The organism is Streptomyces sp. NPDC008079, assembly GCF_042957385.1.
Taxonomy (GTDB): Bacteria; Actinomycetota; Actinomycetes; order Streptomycetales; family Streptomycetaceae; genus Actinacidiphila.
Genome location: NZ_JBIBIC010000008.1, coordinates 255,648 through 272,136 on the forward strand (window position 1 = coordinate 255,648; position 16,489 = coordinate 272,136).

The 16,489-nt window shown below is 71.7% G+C and carries 13 protein-coding genes and 2 tRNA genes; 3 read left to right on the forward strand and 12 right to left on the reverse strand.

From position 1 onward, the window contains the following. Positions 1–123: 123 nt before the first annotated feature. The 5 genes from ACFZAM_RS19485 to ACFZAM_RS19505 form a co-directional block, all read right to left on the reverse strand. Positions 124–690, reverse strand: a complete 567-nt coding sequence (locus tag ACFZAM_RS19485) for a hypothetical protein (RefSeq protein WP_391047544.1) — start codon at positions 688–690, stop codon at positions 124–126. A 161-nt stretch (positions 691–851) separates the two neighbouring features. Further along, positions 852–3,719, reverse strand: a complete 2,868-nt coding sequence (gene leuS, locus ACFZAM_RS19490) for a leucine--tRNA ligase (RefSeq protein WP_391047546.1) — start codon at positions 3,717–3,719, stop codon at positions 852–854. A gap of 364 nt (positions 3,720–4,083) precedes the next feature. After that, positions 4,084–6,051, reverse strand: a complete 1,968-nt coding sequence (locus ACFZAM_RS19495) for a S53 family peptidase (protein ID WP_355348903.1) — start codon at positions 6,049–6,051, stop codon at positions 4,084–4,086. Positions 6,052–6,268: 217 nt separating this feature from the next. Next, the gene (locus tag ACFZAM_RS19500; protein WP_391047549.1) at positions 6,269–8,056 is read right to left on the reverse strand and encodes a hypothetical protein; all 1,788 of its coding nucleotides are present in this window, start codon (positions 8,054–8,056) and stop codon (positions 6,269–6,271) included. Positions 8,057–8,271: 215 nt separating this feature from the next. Beyond that, positions 8,272–8,344, reverse strand: a tRNA-Ala gene (locus ACFZAM_RS19505). A gap of 133 nt (positions 8,345–8,477) precedes the next feature. Here ACFZAM_RS19505 and ACFZAM_RS19510 point away from each other — a divergent pair. Both ACFZAM_RS19510 and ACFZAM_RS19515 read left to right on the forward strand, forming a co-directional pair. Next, positions 8,478–9,848: a glycosyltransferase 87 family protein gene (locus ACFZAM_RS19510; protein ID WP_391047550.1), complete on the forward strand. Its 1,371-nt coding sequence runs from the start codon at positions 8,478–8,480 to the stop codon at positions 9,846–9,848. Positions 9,849–9,935: 87 nt separating this feature from the next. Continuing rightward, positions 9,936–11,033, forward strand: a complete 1,098-nt coding sequence (locus ACFZAM_RS19515) for an alkene reductase (protein ID WP_391047552.1) — start codon at positions 9,936–9,938, stop codon at positions 11,031–11,033. Here the strand turns inward: ACFZAM_RS19515 and ACFZAM_RS19520 are convergent. Then, positions 10,985–11,680: a hypothetical protein gene (locus ACFZAM_RS19520; RefSeq protein ID WP_391047553.1), complete on the reverse strand. Its 696-nt coding sequence runs from the start codon at positions 11,678–11,680 to the stop codon at positions 10,985–10,987. The two genes, ACFZAM_RS19515 and ACFZAM_RS19520, sit on opposite strands and share 49 nt — an antisense overlap. Before the next feature lie 64 nt (positions 11,681–11,744). Between ACFZAM_RS19520 and ACFZAM_RS19525 the strand changes: the two genes are divergently transcribed. Then, positions 11,745–11,939: a hypothetical protein gene (locus ACFZAM_RS19525; protein ID WP_391047555.1), complete on the forward strand. Its 195-nt coding sequence runs from the start codon at positions 11,745–11,747 to the stop codon at positions 11,937–11,939. Between the two features lie 187 nt (positions 11,940–12,126). On the opposite strand, the gene ACFZAM_RS19530 is transcribed toward ACFZAM_RS19525, so the two are convergent. From ACFZAM_RS19530 to ACFZAM_RS19555, 6 genes are all read right to left on the reverse strand, one after another. After that, positions 12,127–12,199 (reverse strand) — tRNA-Ala (locus ACFZAM_RS19530). 148 nt (positions 12,200–12,347) lie between these two features. After that, a complete protein-coding gene (locus tag ACFZAM_RS19535; RefSeq protein WP_355348981.1) occupies positions 12,348–13,001 on the reverse strand; it encodes a histidine phosphatase family protein in 654 nt (217 codons plus the stop codon). After that, positions 12,998–13,432, reverse strand: a complete 435-nt coding sequence (rsfS, locus tag ACFZAM_RS19540) for a ribosome silencing factor (RefSeq protein ID WP_355348921.1) — start codon at positions 13,430–13,432, stop codon at positions 12,998–13,000. The genes ACFZAM_RS19535 and rsfS overlap by 4 nt, the downstream gene beginning before the upstream one ends. 188 nt (positions 13,433–13,620) lie before the next feature. Then, on the reverse strand, positions 13,621–15,621 hold the full coding sequence (locus ACFZAM_RS19545) for a LytR C-terminal domain-containing protein (protein WP_391047558.1): 2,001 nt from the start codon (positions 15,619–15,621) through the stop codon (positions 13,621–13,623). Between the two features lie 31 nt (positions 15,622–15,652). After that, positions 15,653–16,255, reverse strand: coding sequence for a nicotinate-nucleotide adenylyltransferase (gene nadD / locus ACFZAM_RS19550; RefSeq protein ID WP_355348927.1), 603 nt, complete (start codon positions 16,253–16,255; stop codon positions 15,653–15,655). A gap of 2 nt (positions 16,256–16,257) precedes the next feature. After that, positions 16,258–16,404: a hypothetical protein gene (locus ACFZAM_RS19555; RefSeq protein WP_355348984.1), complete on the reverse strand. Its 147-nt coding sequence runs from the start codon at positions 16,402–16,404 to the stop codon at positions 16,258–16,260. Positions 16,405–16,489: the final 85 nt, after the last annotated feature.

Consider the following 16,489-nt stretch of genomic DNA (forward strand, 5'->3'; position numbering starts at 1 on the left):
CCCGCCAGGCTCGGGCTCGGTCGCACACGCCGAACGGGCCGCATTCGGCTTCTGGCGGCCCGCCAAAAAGGCTCACCCCTGACACCCCGCCAACAGCTCACCCCTCGCACCCCGCCAAAGGGCCTACTCCGCAGTCGGGCTCAGCTTCGGCGGAGCCGCAGGCTCCCAGTGGCGGAGGGCGGCCGATTCGATGTCGATCTGGTGGCGGAGGGCGGTGAGGTCGTCGGAGGCGAACTGGTGGGCGCGGTCCTGGGCGGCCCAGCGCAGGGAGTCCGCGGAGTGGGTGATGCGGTGGGCGCGGGTGGAGAGGTCGGGGAGGAGCGCGGCGAGGCGGGCGCGGTCGGGCTCGCGCTCCAGGAGGGCCAGCTCGCGGTCGAGGGTGCGGGCGTGGTCGTTGAGGCGGGCCATGAGACCGGCGGCCTCCGTCAGCGACGGGTCGTGTTCGAGGGCGCGGAAGGTGCTGTCGATGGCGGTGCGCAGGTCGAGACGGAGCTGCGCGACCTGGCCCGCGGGGCCGGTGGTGGTGTAGCGGCGGGCCTTGAGCTGGGTGTCCTCGATGGCGCGGCGCGCCTGGGCCGAGGCGCGGGCGACACCGCGGCGCGCGGCGCGCACGGTCTTGACGGTGGCCACGACCCCGAGCGTGACGAAGGCGAGGAAGAGCACCAGGACGACGAAGCCTGCGATTTCCACGGGCGCTCTCCTCCAACCTCGAACGGCGGACACTCCACCATCCACCGTAGACGTCTCCACCGTAAACGGGAGGGGCAGGCCGCGGGATCCGGCCGATCCCCCAACCTGCCCCTTAAGGGTCGCGCTCCGCGAGGCGGCGCCCCTGCGAAGAAGCCGCGGCCTCACACCACGATGTTGACCAGCTTCGGCGCCCGCACGATCACCTTGCGCACCGCCGCACCGCCCAGCGCCGCGACGACGGCCGGGTCGGCCAGCGCCCGGGCCTCCAGCTCGGTGTCGGAAATGGTCGGAGGAACCTCCAACCGTGCCCTGACCTTGCCCTTGATCTGGACGACGCACACGACGGCCTCGTCCTGCGCCAGGGCGGGGTCGGCGACCGGGAAGGGCTCGTGCACCAGGGAGGAGGTGTGGCCCAGCCTGCTCCACAGCTCCTCGGCGATGTGCGGCGCCAGGGGCGCGATCAGCAGCACCAGGGGCTCGGCGATGGCGCGCGGCACGGGGCCGCCCGTCTTCGTCAGGTGGTTGTTCAGTTCGGTGATCTTGGCGATGGCGGTGTTGAAGCGCAGGCCCGCCATGTCGCCGGTGACACCGTCGATCGCCTTGTGCAGCGCGCGCAGCGTGGCCTCGTCGGGCTCGGCCTCGGAGACGGTCACCGCGCCGGTGGCCTCGTCCACGACATTGCGCCACAGGCGCTGCAACAGCCGGTACTGGCCGACGACCGCGCGGGTGTCCCAGGGGCGGGAGACGTCCAGCGGGCCCATCGCCATCTCGTACAGGCGCAGGGTGTCGGCGCCGTATTCGGCGCAGATCTCGTCGGGCGTCACGGCGTTCTTCAGGGACTTGCCCATCTTGCCCAGCACACGGCTGACGGGCTCGCCCTGGTAGAACCAGCCGCCGTCCCGCTCCTCGACCTCGACAGCGGGCACCGCGATGCCGCGCGCGTCACGGTAGACGAACGCCTGGATCATGCCCTGGTTGAACAGCCGGTGGAACGGCTCCACGGACGAGACGTGGCCCAGGTCGTGCAGCACCTTGTGCCAGAAACGGGCGTACAGCAGGTGCAGCACCGCGTGCTCGGCGCCGCCGACGTACAGGTCGACGCCGCCCGCGGGCTGCCCCTCGCGCGGGCCCATCCAGTACTGCTCGATGGCCGGGTCGACCAGCCGCTCGCTGTTGTGCGGGTCCAGGTAGCGCAGCTCGTACCAGCAGGAACCGGCCCAGTTGGGCATGGTGTTGGTCTCGCGGCGGTACGTGCGGACGCCGTCGCCCAGGTCCAGCTCGACCGTCACCCAGTCCTCGTTGCGCGACAGCGGCGGCTCCGGGGAGGTGTCCGCGTCGTCGGGGTCGAAGGTGCGGGGGCTGTAGTCGTCGACCTCGGGCAGGGCGACGGGCAGCATCGAGTCGGGCAGCGCGTGCACGACGCCGTCCTCGTCGTAGACGACGGGGAAGGGCTCGCCCCAGTAGCGCTGACGGCTGAACAGCCAGTCGCGCAGCCGGTAGTTGACGGTGCCCTCGCCGATGCCGCGCTCGGCCAGCCAGGCGGTGATCACGGCCTTCGCCTCGACCACGCCCAGGCCGTCCAGGGACACCCCGGACCCGGCCGAGTTGACGATCGTCGCGTCGTACGACCCGAAGGCGTCGTCCCACTGGGCAGGGTCGGTGCCGCGGCCGTCGGTGGGGGCCACGACACAGCGCATCGGCAGTTCGAAGGCGCGGGCGAAGGCGAAGTCGCGGGCGTCGTGGGCGGGCACGGCCATGATGGCGCCGGTGCCGTAGCCCATCAGCACGTAGTCCGCGATGAAGACGGGGACATTTTCACCGCTGACGGGGTTTACGGCGAAGGCGCCGGTAAAGACGCCGGTCTTCTCCTTGGCGTCGGCCTGCCGCTCCACGTCGGACTTCGAGGAGGCGAATTTGCGGTAGGCGGCGACGGCCTCCGCGGGCGTGGCGTGGCCGCCGGTCCACACCTGGTGGGTGCCCTCGGGCCAGGCGTCGGGGACGATCGCGTCCACCAGGTCGTGCTCGGGGGCCAGCACCATATAGGTGGCGCCGAACAGCGTGTCCTGACGGGTGGTGAAGACCGTGATCGGGCGGTCGGCGCCGGCCACGGGGAAGTCGACGCGCGCGCCTTCGCTGCGCCCGATCCAGTTGCGCTGCTGCTGCTTGATGGCCTCGGGCCAGTCCAGCAGGTCCAGGTCGTCCAGCAGCCGGTCGGCGTACGCGGTGATGCGCATCATCCACTGGCGCAGATTGGCCTTGAAGACGGGGAAGTTGCCGCGCTCGGAACGGCCGTCGGCGGTGACCTCCTCATTGGCCAGCACGGTGCCCAGTCCGGGGCACCAGTTGACCGGCGACTGGGCGACGTACGCCAGCCGGTGGCCGTCCAGGACACCGGCGCGCTCGGCGACGGTCAGCTCCGCCCACGCGCGGCCGTCGGGGGTCGCGCGGACGCCGCCCTCGTACTGCTCGACCAGCTCGCTGATCGGGCGGGCGCGGGCGGCCTCCTCGTCGTACCAGGAGTTGAAGATCCGCAGGAAGATCCACTGGGTCCAGCGGTAGTACTCGGGGTCGATCGTGGCGAAGGAGCGGCGCTTGTCGTGGCCCAGGCCCAGCCGCCGCAGTTGCGCCGTCATCGTGACGATGTTGGCCTCGGTGGTGACCCGCGGGTGGGTGCCGGTCTGTACGGCGTACTGCTCGGCGGGCAGGCCGAAGGCGTCGAAGCCCAGGGTGTGCAGCACATTGTGGCCGGTCATCCGCTGGTGGCGGGCGTAGACGTCGGTCGCGATGTAGCCCAGCGGGTGGCCGACGTGCAGTCCCGCACCCGAGGGGTACGGGAACATGTCCATGATGAATTTCTTGGGGCGCGCGGCCGTCTCGGGGTCGCCGTCCAGGTCGCCGCTGGGGTTCGGCGCCTCGTAGGTGCCGTGGGCCTGCCAGAAGTCCTGCCAGCGGCCCTCGATGTCCGCGGCCAGTTCGGCCGTGTAGCGGTGGGGCGCAGCCGTCTCGGCGGCCGGGGTGATCTCGCTCATCGTCCTCGGTACTCCATCGATGTCTTGACGGCTGCGGCCCGGAAGCCTGCTGCCCGTCGCTGCCTGCGGAAACAAAAAAGCCCCTCGCGCAGGAGGGGTGCCGCACTGACGGGGTTCTCGGTCAGCGCGGCTCGCTAAGCAGGAGGCTCACAGCTCGCATGGCATCAGGTTACCGCAGCGGGGGCGGGGCCCGCACTGAGGATCGCTCCCCGGTACGGGCCCCGCTTCACCGCGTCCGAAACGCTTCCGAAGCGCGTCCGCACGCCTCGGATCCGCGCCGGATCGGCGTAGAACCATGTCCGAAACGCGGAGGCGCGTCGGACCAGAACCGCGTCACACCGTTCTCAGAACCGCGTCACACCGTTCAGTGCTTGCCGTTCTTCTTCGGCGGCAGGTACGACTTCACGTAGTCGGCACCCGGGGTGCCGACGCCGGTGACATCGTCGTAGCCGACCGTGGCGTGCAGCGACGCGTCCGCACCGAGGGTACGGAGCGAGGTGATCGTGCCGTCCGAGGCGTCGAAGGCGTTCGCGAAGTCGACACGCACGACGGCGAGACCCTGGCCCTGGCCCAGCGGGTGGTCGGTCACGTCGTGGTACGCGGACGTGCCGTACTTGTTGTAGATGAGCGGGTTGGCGAAGCCGATCGCGATGCCGTTACGGGCCTGCTGCGACAGCGCCTGGACGCCCGCGATCACCGGCGCGGCGAGCGAGGTGCCGCCGATCCGGTACTCGCTGTACTGGAGCGACCCGTCGGGGAAGGTCTGGGTCTGACCGACGAGGAAGCCGGTGTTCGGGTCGGCGACCGCGGCGATGTCGGGCTCGACACGCTGCTTGACGGTGCCGCCGTTGGCGAGCGCCAGCGAGTCGGGGACGACGCCGCGCTGGTAGTACGGCTGCGCGTACAGCTTGCTGGTGCCGCCGCCCGCGCCCGAGGTGTACGGGCCGGGGAAGCCCACCCAGGACTTGCCGTCGGCCGACAGCGGGGCGCGCTCGGTGCCCCAGCCGGTCTCCCACTTGTACTTGTCGTTCTTGCCGACCGCCAGCGAGGTGCCGCCGACGGAGGTGGCCCAGTCGGAGTTTCCGGGGGTGTCGGCCTGCTTCACACCGGTGGAGGCGACGTTGTCGCCGTTGTCACCGGAGGAGAAGTAGAAGCCGATGCCCTCGACAGCGCCCTGCTGGAAGACCTGGTCGTAGGCCGCGGCCACGTCCGGGGTCTCGTTGGCCTCGACGTCGCCCCACGAGTTGGAGACGATGTCGGCCAGGTGGCCGTCCACGACCTTGTTGAGCGTGTCGAGGAAGTCGTCGTCGTAGCAGGAGGCCGCGCCGAGGTAGACGATGTTCGCGTCGGGGGCGACCGCGTGCACGGCCTCGACGTCGAGCGTCTCCTCGCCGTACCAGCCGGACGCGCCGCACTCGTCGGTGTTGGTGAACTCGCTCGGCAGGACCTGCGAGAGCTGGCCCTTCTTGTACTTCTGGTCGCCGTTGCGCTTGGCGTACTGCGAGGCGTCGGCGGCGATGGTCGGCGAGGCGTACGCGTCGGTGATGGCCACCGTCACGCCCTTGCCGGTGTACTTGCCGGCGCCGTACGCGGCACGGAGCTGCTCACCGGTGTAGCCCTTGATCGCGTAAGGCGCCTTGGTGCCGTACGCGTTGGGGAGCTTGTTGTTGGTGTTCGAGCCGAAGTACGTGGAGAAGGGTCCGGCGTTCTTGAAGACCGCGTCCGGAGGCGGCAGCGTGTCGTCGTGGCTGGACTTCTTGGGTGCGTTGTCCAGGCCGGTGACGGTCAGCACCGCGCCCTTGAGCGAGGCGGGCGCGGACGCCGTGGTCGCCGGGGCGTGGTAAGTGTGGCCCGCCTTGGAGTAGTTGTGGAGCTGGGTGCCGAAAGCCTTCTCCGCGGCGGCCACGTCACCGGTCACGGCGATGTAGTGCTGGGAGGTCGCGGTCACCTTCAGGCCGGAGGACTTCAGCCAGTCGGTGACCTCGGCTATCTGGGCCTTCGTCGCACCGTAGCGCGACTGGGTCTGCGCGGTGGTCAGATAGTGACCGTAGTCAGCCGAGTTCGGATCCGAGACGGACTTGGCGTAGGCCGCGAGGCCCTTCGCGTCCCGTCCGGCCAGATAGACGCGGACGGACACCTTGCCGGTGTTCGCGGTCGCGCCCTTGTCTGCCTGGGTGGTGGCCCACTGCGGCTTGGTGCCGGAGAGGAGTTGGCGTCCGCTGGGCTGGTCGGCCGTGGCGGACTGGGTGCCAAGCGCGAGCGCGCCGGCGACCAGGGGCAGCGCGGCGGCCGCCACCAGTCCCACACGCGTTCTCTTGCGCTCAAATCTCATGAAACCCCCATGCGAAGCGAGTTGTCGCGAAGTGCGGTGTCGCCGCTATCCGTACGGCTCGTACCGCAGAGCGACACTCTTTCGCTGATCGGTTCATGTCAGGGGCATGGTTTTCCCAAGAGCGGGTCAAGGAACGGTAGCCACCGCCCGTCGTGCGTATGGCCGTTCAGGTCCCGTGCCCGATCGGGCGCGGGGCCCGTCGGGGCCGCCCGCCCGGTCAGGCGGGGTGCTCGTCCAGCTTCTGGAACAGCCGGTGGAAGCGCAAGGTCGATCCCGCGGGAACGTCGGGAAGTTCACGCGACCGCAATCGCCAGGCGGCCACGACCGCGGCCGTCAACTCCGTACGGCAGGTGTCGCGGTCCATCTCCGGCACGCCCTGACTCTTGGCGTAGGAGCGGTACATGACCATGTCCCGCTCGGTACGCGGGCTGACCGGCCAGCCGCGCAGCAGCGTCTCGACCGCGCGCACCCCGCGCGCGAACCGCTCGTCCACGGTGCGCGCGGCCAGCGCCTTGAACCCCGGTACGAAACCGGCCATCCGCCACTCGACGTCCCGCTCGTCGCGCAGCGGATCGGCCCACGCCAGATCGGCCAGCGACACCGCGGTGAGCCAGCAGGCGATCTCGGGACGGCCGGACTTGCCCTCCGCGATCGACCACTCGTAGAAGAACCGCCGGGCCGCCTCACGGGAGTTGACCATCGTACGGATCCGGCCGACATGCTCCTGCGCGACCGCCGTCAGCTCGTCGTTCATGGCGTTGTGCCGCAGCACCACGACGAGGTTGACCACCCGGCGCAGGTCGTCGGGCTCCTCCTCCACGGCCGCGCGGGCGGAGCCGATCGCGTACTCGGGCGAGCTGCTCAGCTTCTGCGACATGTACCGGAACTCCTTGGCGTCCAGGCCGCTTCCGGGCCGGGTCGCCACGCGGATGCCGACGCGGGTCAGGCGCGCGTAGATGTCCTTCATGTCGACGCCGAGGCTGCGGGCGACGCGCAGCGCCGACTCGGCGACCGCGCGGTGCCTGACGAGCAGCCGGTCGCCCGCGCGGGCCGCCGCCGCCTCCTCGCCGAGCGGGATGACGATCTCCTCCTCGACCCGGCTCACGTCGATGTTGAGCGCCTCGGCGAGCAGCCGCGGCGACATCTCCCGCACATTGATGCCGTGCAGGGCGGCGATCATGAAGAAGGCGTACGCGAGCGTGCGGCCGTTGCTCAACGGGTAGTGGACCAGGCGTCCGAGCATCTGCTGCACATGGCCGTCCAGCCGGTCGCCGACGCGGACCCGGAGCATGCCGCCGAGCAGCGCGCCGTCCTCCAGGCTGGCCTCCTCGCCGCGGACCGCCGCGAGCAGCGCCGCCACGCGGTCCTCGACCTGGTTGTACGAGGCGAGCTGGCCGAGCGCCTGCGACCGCGTCCACGCCTCGACGATCTCCCGCGCGTCCACGCCGTCCTTGCCGAGGCCGCGCAGGGCGATCCGCTTCGGCGTGACGTTCAGCGTGTTCCACGGCAGCGAGTCGGCCCTGACGGCCCGCCAGTCGGTGTCCCGCGCGGCCAGCAGGAAGTGCAGGTCCGAGCGGCCCTCAAGCCGCCGCAGGACGTCGAAGCAGCCGGTCGCGATCTTCTCCGCGTCGTCCGAGACGAAGAGCGTGTTGCGGTCCGGGTCCAGCTCCGCGATCCACTTCAGGTCCAGGGTGTCGCCGGAGTCCCGCCAGTACACCCGCCAGTCCTCGTGGCTGCTCGCGAGATCGACGGCGACCTGCCGGATCAGCGTCGACTTGCCCTCGCCGCTGGGGCCCACCACCAGGTGCACGGTGCTCGCCGAGCCGCGCTCGTACAGCAGATTCCCGGTGATACGCGAGACCGCCTCGCGGCGCGGCACGTCCGCCAGCACCGTCTCCCAGGTCGGCAGGGCACCGTCGAAGTAGCGGACCAGACTCTCCCGCGAGGCCTCGCGCCGACCGGCGAGGAACTCACGGTCGATCAACTGCCAGTCCAGCTGGTCCAAGAGGTCTCTCCCCCGTCGCTTCCGCCCTGTGCGCCCAGGGTAGTTGACCAGCCGTCAGGCCGGTCGGGTGACGGATTCCGCGGCCGGCCAGAGCAGACCGGGCCCGCGGCCGGTCCGAAGCCGCGCCCCGCGGGGGCCGCAGAAGCCGGCCGCCGCGCAACGGAAAAGAGCGAGATCCGTCCGCCATCTGCGGACAGGTCTCGCTCTCTCACTCGTGGAGCTACGGGGAATTGAACCCCGGACCTCTTGCATGCCATGCAAGCGCTCTACCAACTGAGCTACAGCCCCGCGTGGTGTCGGGCGGTGGGCCCGGCGACTCGGGATACATTACACGGCCGCGGGCCGGGACCGCCAACTCGTTTCCGGCCGGTGGCGGGCCTCCGACCTCGGAGTTCTGTGACGGCGGGAGGAGCGTGGTGGCGTGGGCGCGGTACGGCGGCGGGCGGCGGTGACCGCGGCCGGGGTCGGCTGCCTCGCGTCCTTCGCCGGATTCTGGACGGCGCAGCGCGGCGCGCACGTGTCGATGATCGACCTCATGGTGTACCGGGCCGAGGGCCTGACGGTACGCGGCGGCGGTGACCTGTACGCGATGCGGGCGACGTACGCGCGGCTGCCGACGACGTATCCGCCGTTCGCCGCGCTGCTGTTCGTGCCGCTGACGTGGCTGCGGCCCGGAGCGATGCGGACGGCGGCGACGGCCGGGAATCTGCTGCTGCTGGTGGCGCTGGTCGCGCTGTCGCTGCGGCTGGCCGGCCGTCCGGTACGCGCGCCGCGGGCCGCGGTGGTGCTCGCCGTGGCCGCGGCGGCGGTGTGGTGCGAGCCGGTGTGGACGACCCTGCGCTACGGGCAGGTCAATCTGCTGCTCGCGGTGCTGGTGCTGTGGGACCTGACCCGCCCTGCCGCGCACCGCTGGGCGGGGGCCGGGATCGGGATCGCCGCCGGGATCAAGCTGACGCCCGCGCTCTTCGCCGTCTTCCTGGCCGTGGCGGGGGCGGCGGCGCTGCGCCGGGAGGGAAGCGGCGCGCCCTATGTGCGGCGCGCGCTGGTGGCGGGCGGCACCTTCGCCGGTACGGTCGCGGTCGCGGCGCTCGCGCTGCCGTACGACTCGCGGCGGTTCTGGACGGGGGTGGTGCTCGCGCCGGACCGGGTCGGCTTCGGCGAGGACACCGCCAATCAGTCGCTGCGCGGGGTGGTCGCCCGGTTCCAGCACACCGGGGACCCGGGGACGGTCTGGCTGGCGGGCGCCGCCGTGGCGGGTCTGGCCGGGCTCGCGGTGGCCGTCGCGGCGCTGCTGGCCGGGGACCGGCTGCCGTACGGGCCCGCGTGGGCGGCGGTGGCCTGCGCCATGACGGCGCTGCTGGTCAGTCCGGTGTCGTGGTCGCACCACTGGGTGTGGGCGGTGCCGATACTGGTGCTGCTCGGCTCCGAGGCGCTGCGCCGCGGGGACTGGCGGTGGGCGGCCGGGACGGCCGCGGCCTGCGGTCTCTTCTGCTCCTTCGCGCTGTGGGCGGTGCCGCACGGCCCCGGACGGCTGGAGCTGCGGCAGAGCGGCCCGCAGATACTGCTGTCGGCCGGTTATCCGCTGGCGGCCGTGGCGTTCCTGGCGCTGGCGGGCACGCTGGCCGTCCGCGCGCTGTACACCATGCCCTCCAGGCGCGTGTCAACCGCCGAAAGCCGTCGTCCGGCGCCGATTCCGGAGGCGGCTCCCGACCCCGCGCCGCCCCTGGTCACGGCGCCCGCCCCCGCTCCGGCCGCCCCGGCCGCCCCGGCCGCTCCGGCCGGAAGTTCATGAATCCTCAACATTTCCGGGGCGGATCCGCGGTTACGGTGGCTTTCGGCCGACTACGAGCCCCGCCGCCGGACGAGCCTGGAGACCGCTTTGACCACCGCGTTCGACCCCCTCGACCTCGGCGGTGTGCGGCTGCCGAACCGTATCGTCATGGCACCGATGACCCGCAGCAGGGCGTACGGTCCCGGACTCGCCCCGACCGACGCCGCCGTGCGCTACTACGCGCAGCGCGCCTCCGCCGGGCTGATCGTCACCGAGGGCGCCCAGCCCTCCCCCGTCGGCCAGGGCTATCCCGACACTCCCGGTCTGCACAGCGACGAGCAGATCGCCGCCTGGCGCCGGGTCACCGACGCCGTGCACGCGGCGGGCGGCCGGATCTTCGCGCAGCTCATGCACACCGGCCGGATCGGCCACCCCTCCCTGCTGCCCGACGGCCTCATACCGGTCGGCGCCTCGGCCGTCGCCGCCCAGGGCACGGTCTACACGCGGGACGGGCCGAAGGAGTTCGTCGTCCCCGAGGAGCTGACCGAGGACGGCATCCGGCAGACCGTGGCCGACCACGCCGCCGCGGCCCGCAACGCGATCACGGCGGGCTTCGACGGTGTCGAGGTGCACGCGGCCAACGGCTATCTCGCGCACCAGTTCCTCGCGCCCAACTCCAATGTCCGCACCGACGACTGGGGCGGCTCCCCCGAGCGCCGGATACGGTTCGCGGTCGAGCTGGTCACGGCGGTGGCCGGGGCGATCGGCGCCGACCGTACGGGCCTGCGCGTCTCGCCCGGCAATCCGCTCGGCGACCTCCACGAGCCGGAGCCGGGACCGACGTATGTCGCGCTGGTCCAGGCGATCGAAGCGGTCGGCCCCGCGTATCTGCACCTCATCGAGAACGACGACCGGGCGCTCACCCTGGAGCTGCGCAAACGCTTCTCCGGCGCCCTCATCCTCAACGCCCGTACGGTCGGCCGCCCTTCGGGCCCGGAGGAGCTGGCGCTGATCGAGGACGGCACCGCCGACATGCTCTCGTACGGCGCCCTCTTCCTCGCCAACCCCGACCTGCCGCGCAGGCTCCGCGCGGGCGGACCGTTCAACACCCCGGACAGGGCCACGTATTACGGCGGCGACGAGCGCGGCTACACCGACTACCCGTTCCTGGACGCGGAGGACGCGGAGGCCGCGCAGGACGCGTAGGACGCACCGGCACAGGCCCCGTGCCTCAGGCCCGGCGCCGCCCGCTCCGCCGCCACTCGACCGCGACCACGGCGCCGACCGACGACACCGCCGCCATGGCCGCCGCCGCGCAGCGCGAGCCCGAGGCCCGCGAAGGACCCGGCCGCGACCAGCAGGCCCGCCGGGGCGAGCCACGGCCGCCAGGACACCGGCAGCCGACGCCAGTTGAGGCCGACGGCGCCGAAGGCGACCGCGCAGGTCGCGAAGGTCAGACCGGTGCGCAGCGCGCTGTCGCCGAGGCCCGACTGGAGGTGCAGGGCGATGGCGAAGAGGAAACCCGCGTTGGCCGCCATCGTCAGCGAGATCACCGTCACCGCGCGCGGCATGCCCGGCGCCCGCAGCACACGCGCGGACACCAGCGGGGCGCCGCCGCGCCGGGCGAGCCGCGCTTCGAGCACCGTGAAGAGCGCGAAGAGCAGCACGCTCAGGCCCAGCGAGAACCAGCCCCACAGCGGCCAGCCCTCCTCCTGCCCGAGGACGAGCGGCACGGTGAGCAGCGTCACCGCGGCGCCGAGCACGACCAAGCCCGGCAGGTCGAGACCGCGCCGCACCGCGCCCGCCGCCCCCGGGGTCCCGGCGGCCGCGGCCGCGCCGGGCAGGCGGGTCAAGGTCTTCCGGCACCACGCTGTCGGCACCGTCAATCTGTCGTCCAGCTAGCTGAGCATCGACGGCATGGCCGAGCACCGCATCGTCGTCTACACCCCGCTCGGCGCGCAGGACACCCGCCGGATCGAGCGCCTGCGGGCCATCCCCGACCCGGTCGTCGGCTGCCCCGAGCACGGCCGCCCGCTCTCCGAGATCCTGCGCGAGAAGGCCGAGCAGGCCACGCGGGAGGGCCGGAACGGAGAGATCCCGCTCCCCCGGTGAGGGAACGGGACCTTCGTACGTCGCGTGTGGACCCTGTTCCCGGGTACTCCCGCCTCGGCGTCCGGCCCGGCCGACCTCACGGGGCTCCAGGTGGCGAAGCCCCAGCGGCGCGAGGCGCAGCCGGGCAGAAACGACAGAGGGCGGGGTGACTCGCGTTATCCGCGAGCACACTCCGCCCTCGACCTTGTGGAGCTACGGGGAATTGAACCCCGGACCTCTTGCATGCCATGCAAGCGCTCTACCAACTGAGCTACAGCCCCGCGTCAGCGCGGGTTTCCCCGGCGACGAGAAGAAGCATAGCCGGTGAGCGCGCCGGAAACGAAATCCGCTGCACCGCCGCGCGCGGACGCGTCCCGGACCCGGTCGAGGGCCGTCCGGAGGCCGCCGCGAGCACGGTCCGGCGCGCGCTCAGGTGTCGTCGCCGAGGACCGGCTCCGGCAGGGTGCCCGCGTTGTGCTCAAGCAGCCGCCAGCCGCGGGCGCCCTCGCCGAGGACGGACCAGCAGCAGTTCGTCAGGCCGCCGAGCGACTCCCAGCTCGTGGACTCCAGGCCGAGCAGCCGTCCGATGGTGGTGCGGATGGTGCCGCCGTGGCTGACGACGACGAGGACGCCGTCGTCGGCGAGCTTGTCGGCGGCGGTCAGCACCACGGGGGCGGCCCGGTCGGCGACCTCGGTCTCCAGCTCGCCGCCGCCGCGCCGCACCGGCTCGCCGCGCTTCCAGGCCGCGTACTGCTCGCCGTAGCGCTCGACGATCTCGGTGTGGGTCAGGCCCTGCCAGGCTCCGGCGAAGGTCTCGCGCAGGCCCTCGTAGTGCGTGACCGGCAGGTGGGTCACCGCGGCAAGCTCCGCGGCGGTGCCCGCGGCCCGGCGCAGGTCGGAGGCGATGATCGCGTCCGGCCGCAGCGCCGCGAGCAGCCGGGCGGCGCGGCGCGCCTGCGCCGTGCCCTCGGCGGTCAGCTCGATGTCGGTGTTGCCCTGGAAGCGCTGTTCGAGATTCCAGGCCGTCTGGCCGTGCCGCCAGAGCACGATCCGGCGGCCACGGCCGCCCTTGTTCCCGTTCAGTTCAGGTCTCCCTCGTCCTGCGCCTCCTGCGCCTGGGCGTGCTCGGCGCCCTTGCCGCGAGTCGCGACCGCGTCCTGCGGCAGCTCGATCTCCGGGCAGTCCTTCCACAGCCGCTCCAGGGCGTAGAAGACCCGCTCCTCGGAGTGCTGCACGTGCACCACGATGTCGATGTAGTCGAGCAGCACCCAGCGGCCGTCCCGCTCGCCCTCGCGCCGTACCGGCTTGGCGTCCAGCTCCTTGGCCAGGGTCTCCTCGATGCCGTCGACGATGGCCTTGACCTGTCGGTCGTTGGGCGCGGAGGCCACCAGGAAGGTGTCGGTGATGGAGAGGACGTCGCTGACGTCGTAGGCGATGATGTCGTGCGCGAGCTTGTCGGCCGCGGCCTGGGCGGCGGTACGGGTCAGCTCGATGGAACGGTCCGTGGCGGTCACTGAGGAGACTTTCGGGTCGGGGGCTGGTCACCCAAGGGTCTCACGACCCTCGGACAGCCCCCGACCCCTTTTCGATCACCGCGCGCCGGTCACCACGGGCCGGAGCCCGCGCGCCGGTCACCATGCGCCGATCGCCGCGGACCGGTCACCATGCTCGGTCACCGGCAGCCGGAGCCCGCGGCGGGCGCTCACTGGCCCGTCTGCTTGTAGTCCTTGCCGAGCACCACCGAGATGTCCGCGGTCGCCGGCACCGTGCCCTTCTTCACCGCGCTCGCGGGCAGCCCCAGGGTGGACGCGACGTCCTTGGCCGCGGCCAGCCGCGCGTCGTCGCCGTAGACGATCTGCGAGAGGGCCTGGGACTTGTCCGCCGTGCCGCCCGGCACATAGGTGTACGTGCCGCCGTTGACGATCGCGGCCTGCGCCATCGGGCCCGACTTCTTGTCGCCGGTGGCGTCCTTGATCTGCACGCGGGCCTGCGCGGTCGCGTCGGAGGTCTTGACCGTGCCGCCGAGGATGTCCTTGACGACGCTGTCGCTGGTCTTCGCGGTGAGCGTGCCGTCCTTCTGCACCGGCAGCATCGCCGTGTCGTACGCGCCGGTCTTGGCCAGCTCCGCGAGCTGCGCGAGCGACGCGCCGAGCTGCTGGTCGGTCAGTGACGGGTCGAGGATCTGGGCCAGCGACTGGACGGTCTTGGTCGCGGACGCCGCGTCGCTGGGCATCTTCTTCAGCAGCGCCTGCATGACCTGCCCGAAGCGGCTGAGCTGCTTGGTCTGCGGCTCGCCCGGCGCGAGGTAGGTGGCGTACGCGACGGCCGCCTGGCCGGTCAGCTCGGTCTGCTTGCCCTGCCGGACGAGCGTCTTGTCCTTGTCCTTGCCGGTGCCCTTCACCTCGGCGTCGGTGTCGACGTAGACGTCGCCGAGCGAGTCGACCAGCAGTTCCAGATACGGGGTGTCCAGCCGCCAGGTGCCCTTGATGTCGGAGCCGAGCAGCGAGTTGAGGGCGTCCCTGGTCGGGCCGACGCCGTCGCCGACCGCCTTGTCCAGGGTGGTCGACGTGCCGTCCTCCGTGGTGACGTTGAGGGAGTTGGGCAGCAGGACCGTCGTACCGCGGCCCTTGGTCTCGTTGTCCACCAGGAGCGCGGTGGCGGGCGCGCCCTTGTCGACCGGCATCAGGTGCACGACTATGACGTCGCGCTTCTGCGCGCCGCCCGCCGCCGCGGCCGGGCCCTTCGAGTCGCCGAGGCCGGGCAGCTTGCCCGCCTGCCACAGATAGCCGACGCCGCCGAGCATCGCGAGCACGACCAGCAGGATCAGGCCGACCTTGCGGTTCTTGCCGCGCCGCTTGGCCTCCTCGCGGCGCTCGGTGCGCGACTCGGAGAACTTCAGCCAGTCGATGACCTCTTCCGACTCCTCCGAGTCCTCGTCGATGAAGGCGAACTGCTCGGTCAGATACTGCCCGTCGGGCCCCTTCGCCCCGCCCGCGGCGGCCGGCGCCTGCCGCGTCCCGGGCTCCTCGGGGAAGACCGGCTGTTGCCCGGTGTCGTACACGGGCGGCTGCTGCCCTGTCTCGTACACCGGCGGCTGCTGCACTGTCTCGTACACGGCGTGCCGGCCGGTGTCGTAGACCGGTTGCTGGCCGGTGTCGTAGACGGGCTGCTGTTGACCGGTGTCGTAGACCGGCTGCTGCCGGCCCGTGTCGTGGACCGCGTGCTGGCCGGTGTCGTACACGGGGGGCTGCTGGCCGGTCTCGTAGACGGTGTGCTGCCCGGTGTCGTACGCCTGCGGCTGCCCCGCGCCGTAACCCTGGCCCTGTCCCTGGCTCTGGCCCGGCGCGTGGCCCTGGCCCTGGCCCTGGCCGTAGCCGCCGGGGCCCGGTCCCTGTTCGTAGTACGGCTGTTGGGGCTGCTGCGGGATCCAGCCCTGCTGCTGGCCGGCGTAGGTCTGCGAGGGGTCGCCGTAGTACGGGTCCTGGTAACCGGGGTGCGGCTGCTGCTGGGGGACGTGCGGCGGCGCCTGCTGAGCGGCCTGCTGCTGCGGCTGCTGCCCCTGTTGCTGCTGCGCGGGATGGGGCTGTGCGTACGGGTCGTAACCGTAGGGCTGCTGCTGGTAGTAGGGGTCTTGCGCGTAAGGGTCTCTCTCGTTCTCAGGACCGCCCTCGGCTTGCTGCCAACGGGGGTTTGCGTCGTTCACGAGGAACCCCTTCACGTGGTTCGTTGCGGAGCTACCCGGTCGCGTCCCGGTACAGCGCGCGTTTGTCGATGTAGCGCACTACACCGTCCGGAACCAAGTACCAGACAGGATCCCCCTTGGCCACCCGCTGGCGGCAGTCCGTGGAGGAGATCGCCAGCGCCGGGACCTCCACGAGCGAGACACCGCCCTCGGGGAAGCCCGGGTCCGACAGCGTATGCCCGGGGCGTGTGACCCCGATGAAGTGCGCGAGAGAGAACAGTTCCTCCGCGTCCCGCCAGGAGAAGATCTGGGAGAGCGCGTCGGCACCGGTGATGAAGAACAGCTCGGCGCCCGGGTGCTCGGCGCGCAGATCGCGCAGGGTGTCGATGGTGTACGTCTTGCCCGCGCGGTCGATGTCGCTGCGGCTCACCGAGAACTGCGGGTTGGACGCGGTGGCGATCACCGTCATCAGGTAGCGGTCCTCGGCGGCCGACACCTTCTGGTCGCTCTTCTGCCACGGCTGGCCGGTCGGCACGAAGACCACCTCGTCGAGGTGGAAGAGGCTGACGACCTCGCTGGCGGCGACCAGGTGACCGTGGTGGATGGGGTCGAAGGTGCCGCCCATCACCCCGATGCGGTGCTTCGCGTCCGGCATGGTCAGTCCCGGTTGAAGCGGGTCACGATCCACAGCAGGAGCAGCAGGGCGGCCAGTGCGCCGAAGCCGGTCACGTACGGGCTGAGGCTGTTGTGGTTGCCGCCCCCCTCGGCGAGTGTGGTCAGGGCGGAGGCTGCGTTGGACGACATGATCAGCGGGACCCTTTGCGATATCGGGGACGGGGGAGAAGACTCTCGGCACATCGTACGGGCGGGCGGAAGGGAACTTCGCGCA

Excerpts from the sequence above, each read along its gene's own strand:
- leuS (WP_391047546.1), bottom strand. The coding sequence starts at position 3,719 with ATGAGCGAGATCACCCCGGCCGCCGAGACGGCTGCGCCCCACCGCTAC.
- ACFZAM_RS19495 (WP_355348903.1), bottom strand. The coding sequence starts at position 6,051 with ATGAGATTTGAGCGCAAGAGAACGCGTGTGGGACTGGTGGCGGCCGCC.
- ACFZAM_RS19525 (WP_391047555.1), top strand. The coding sequence starts at position 11,745 with ATGGCCGAGCACCGCATCGTCGTCTACACCCCGCTCGGCGCGCAGGAC.
- nadD (WP_355348927.1), bottom strand. The coding sequence starts at position 16,255 with ATGCCGGACGCGAAGCACCGCATCGGGGTGATGGGCGGCACCTTCGAC.
- ACFZAM_RS19555 (WP_355348984.1), bottom strand. The coding sequence starts at position 16,404 with ATGTCGTCCAACGCAGCCTCCGCCCTGACCACACTCGCCGAGGGGGGC.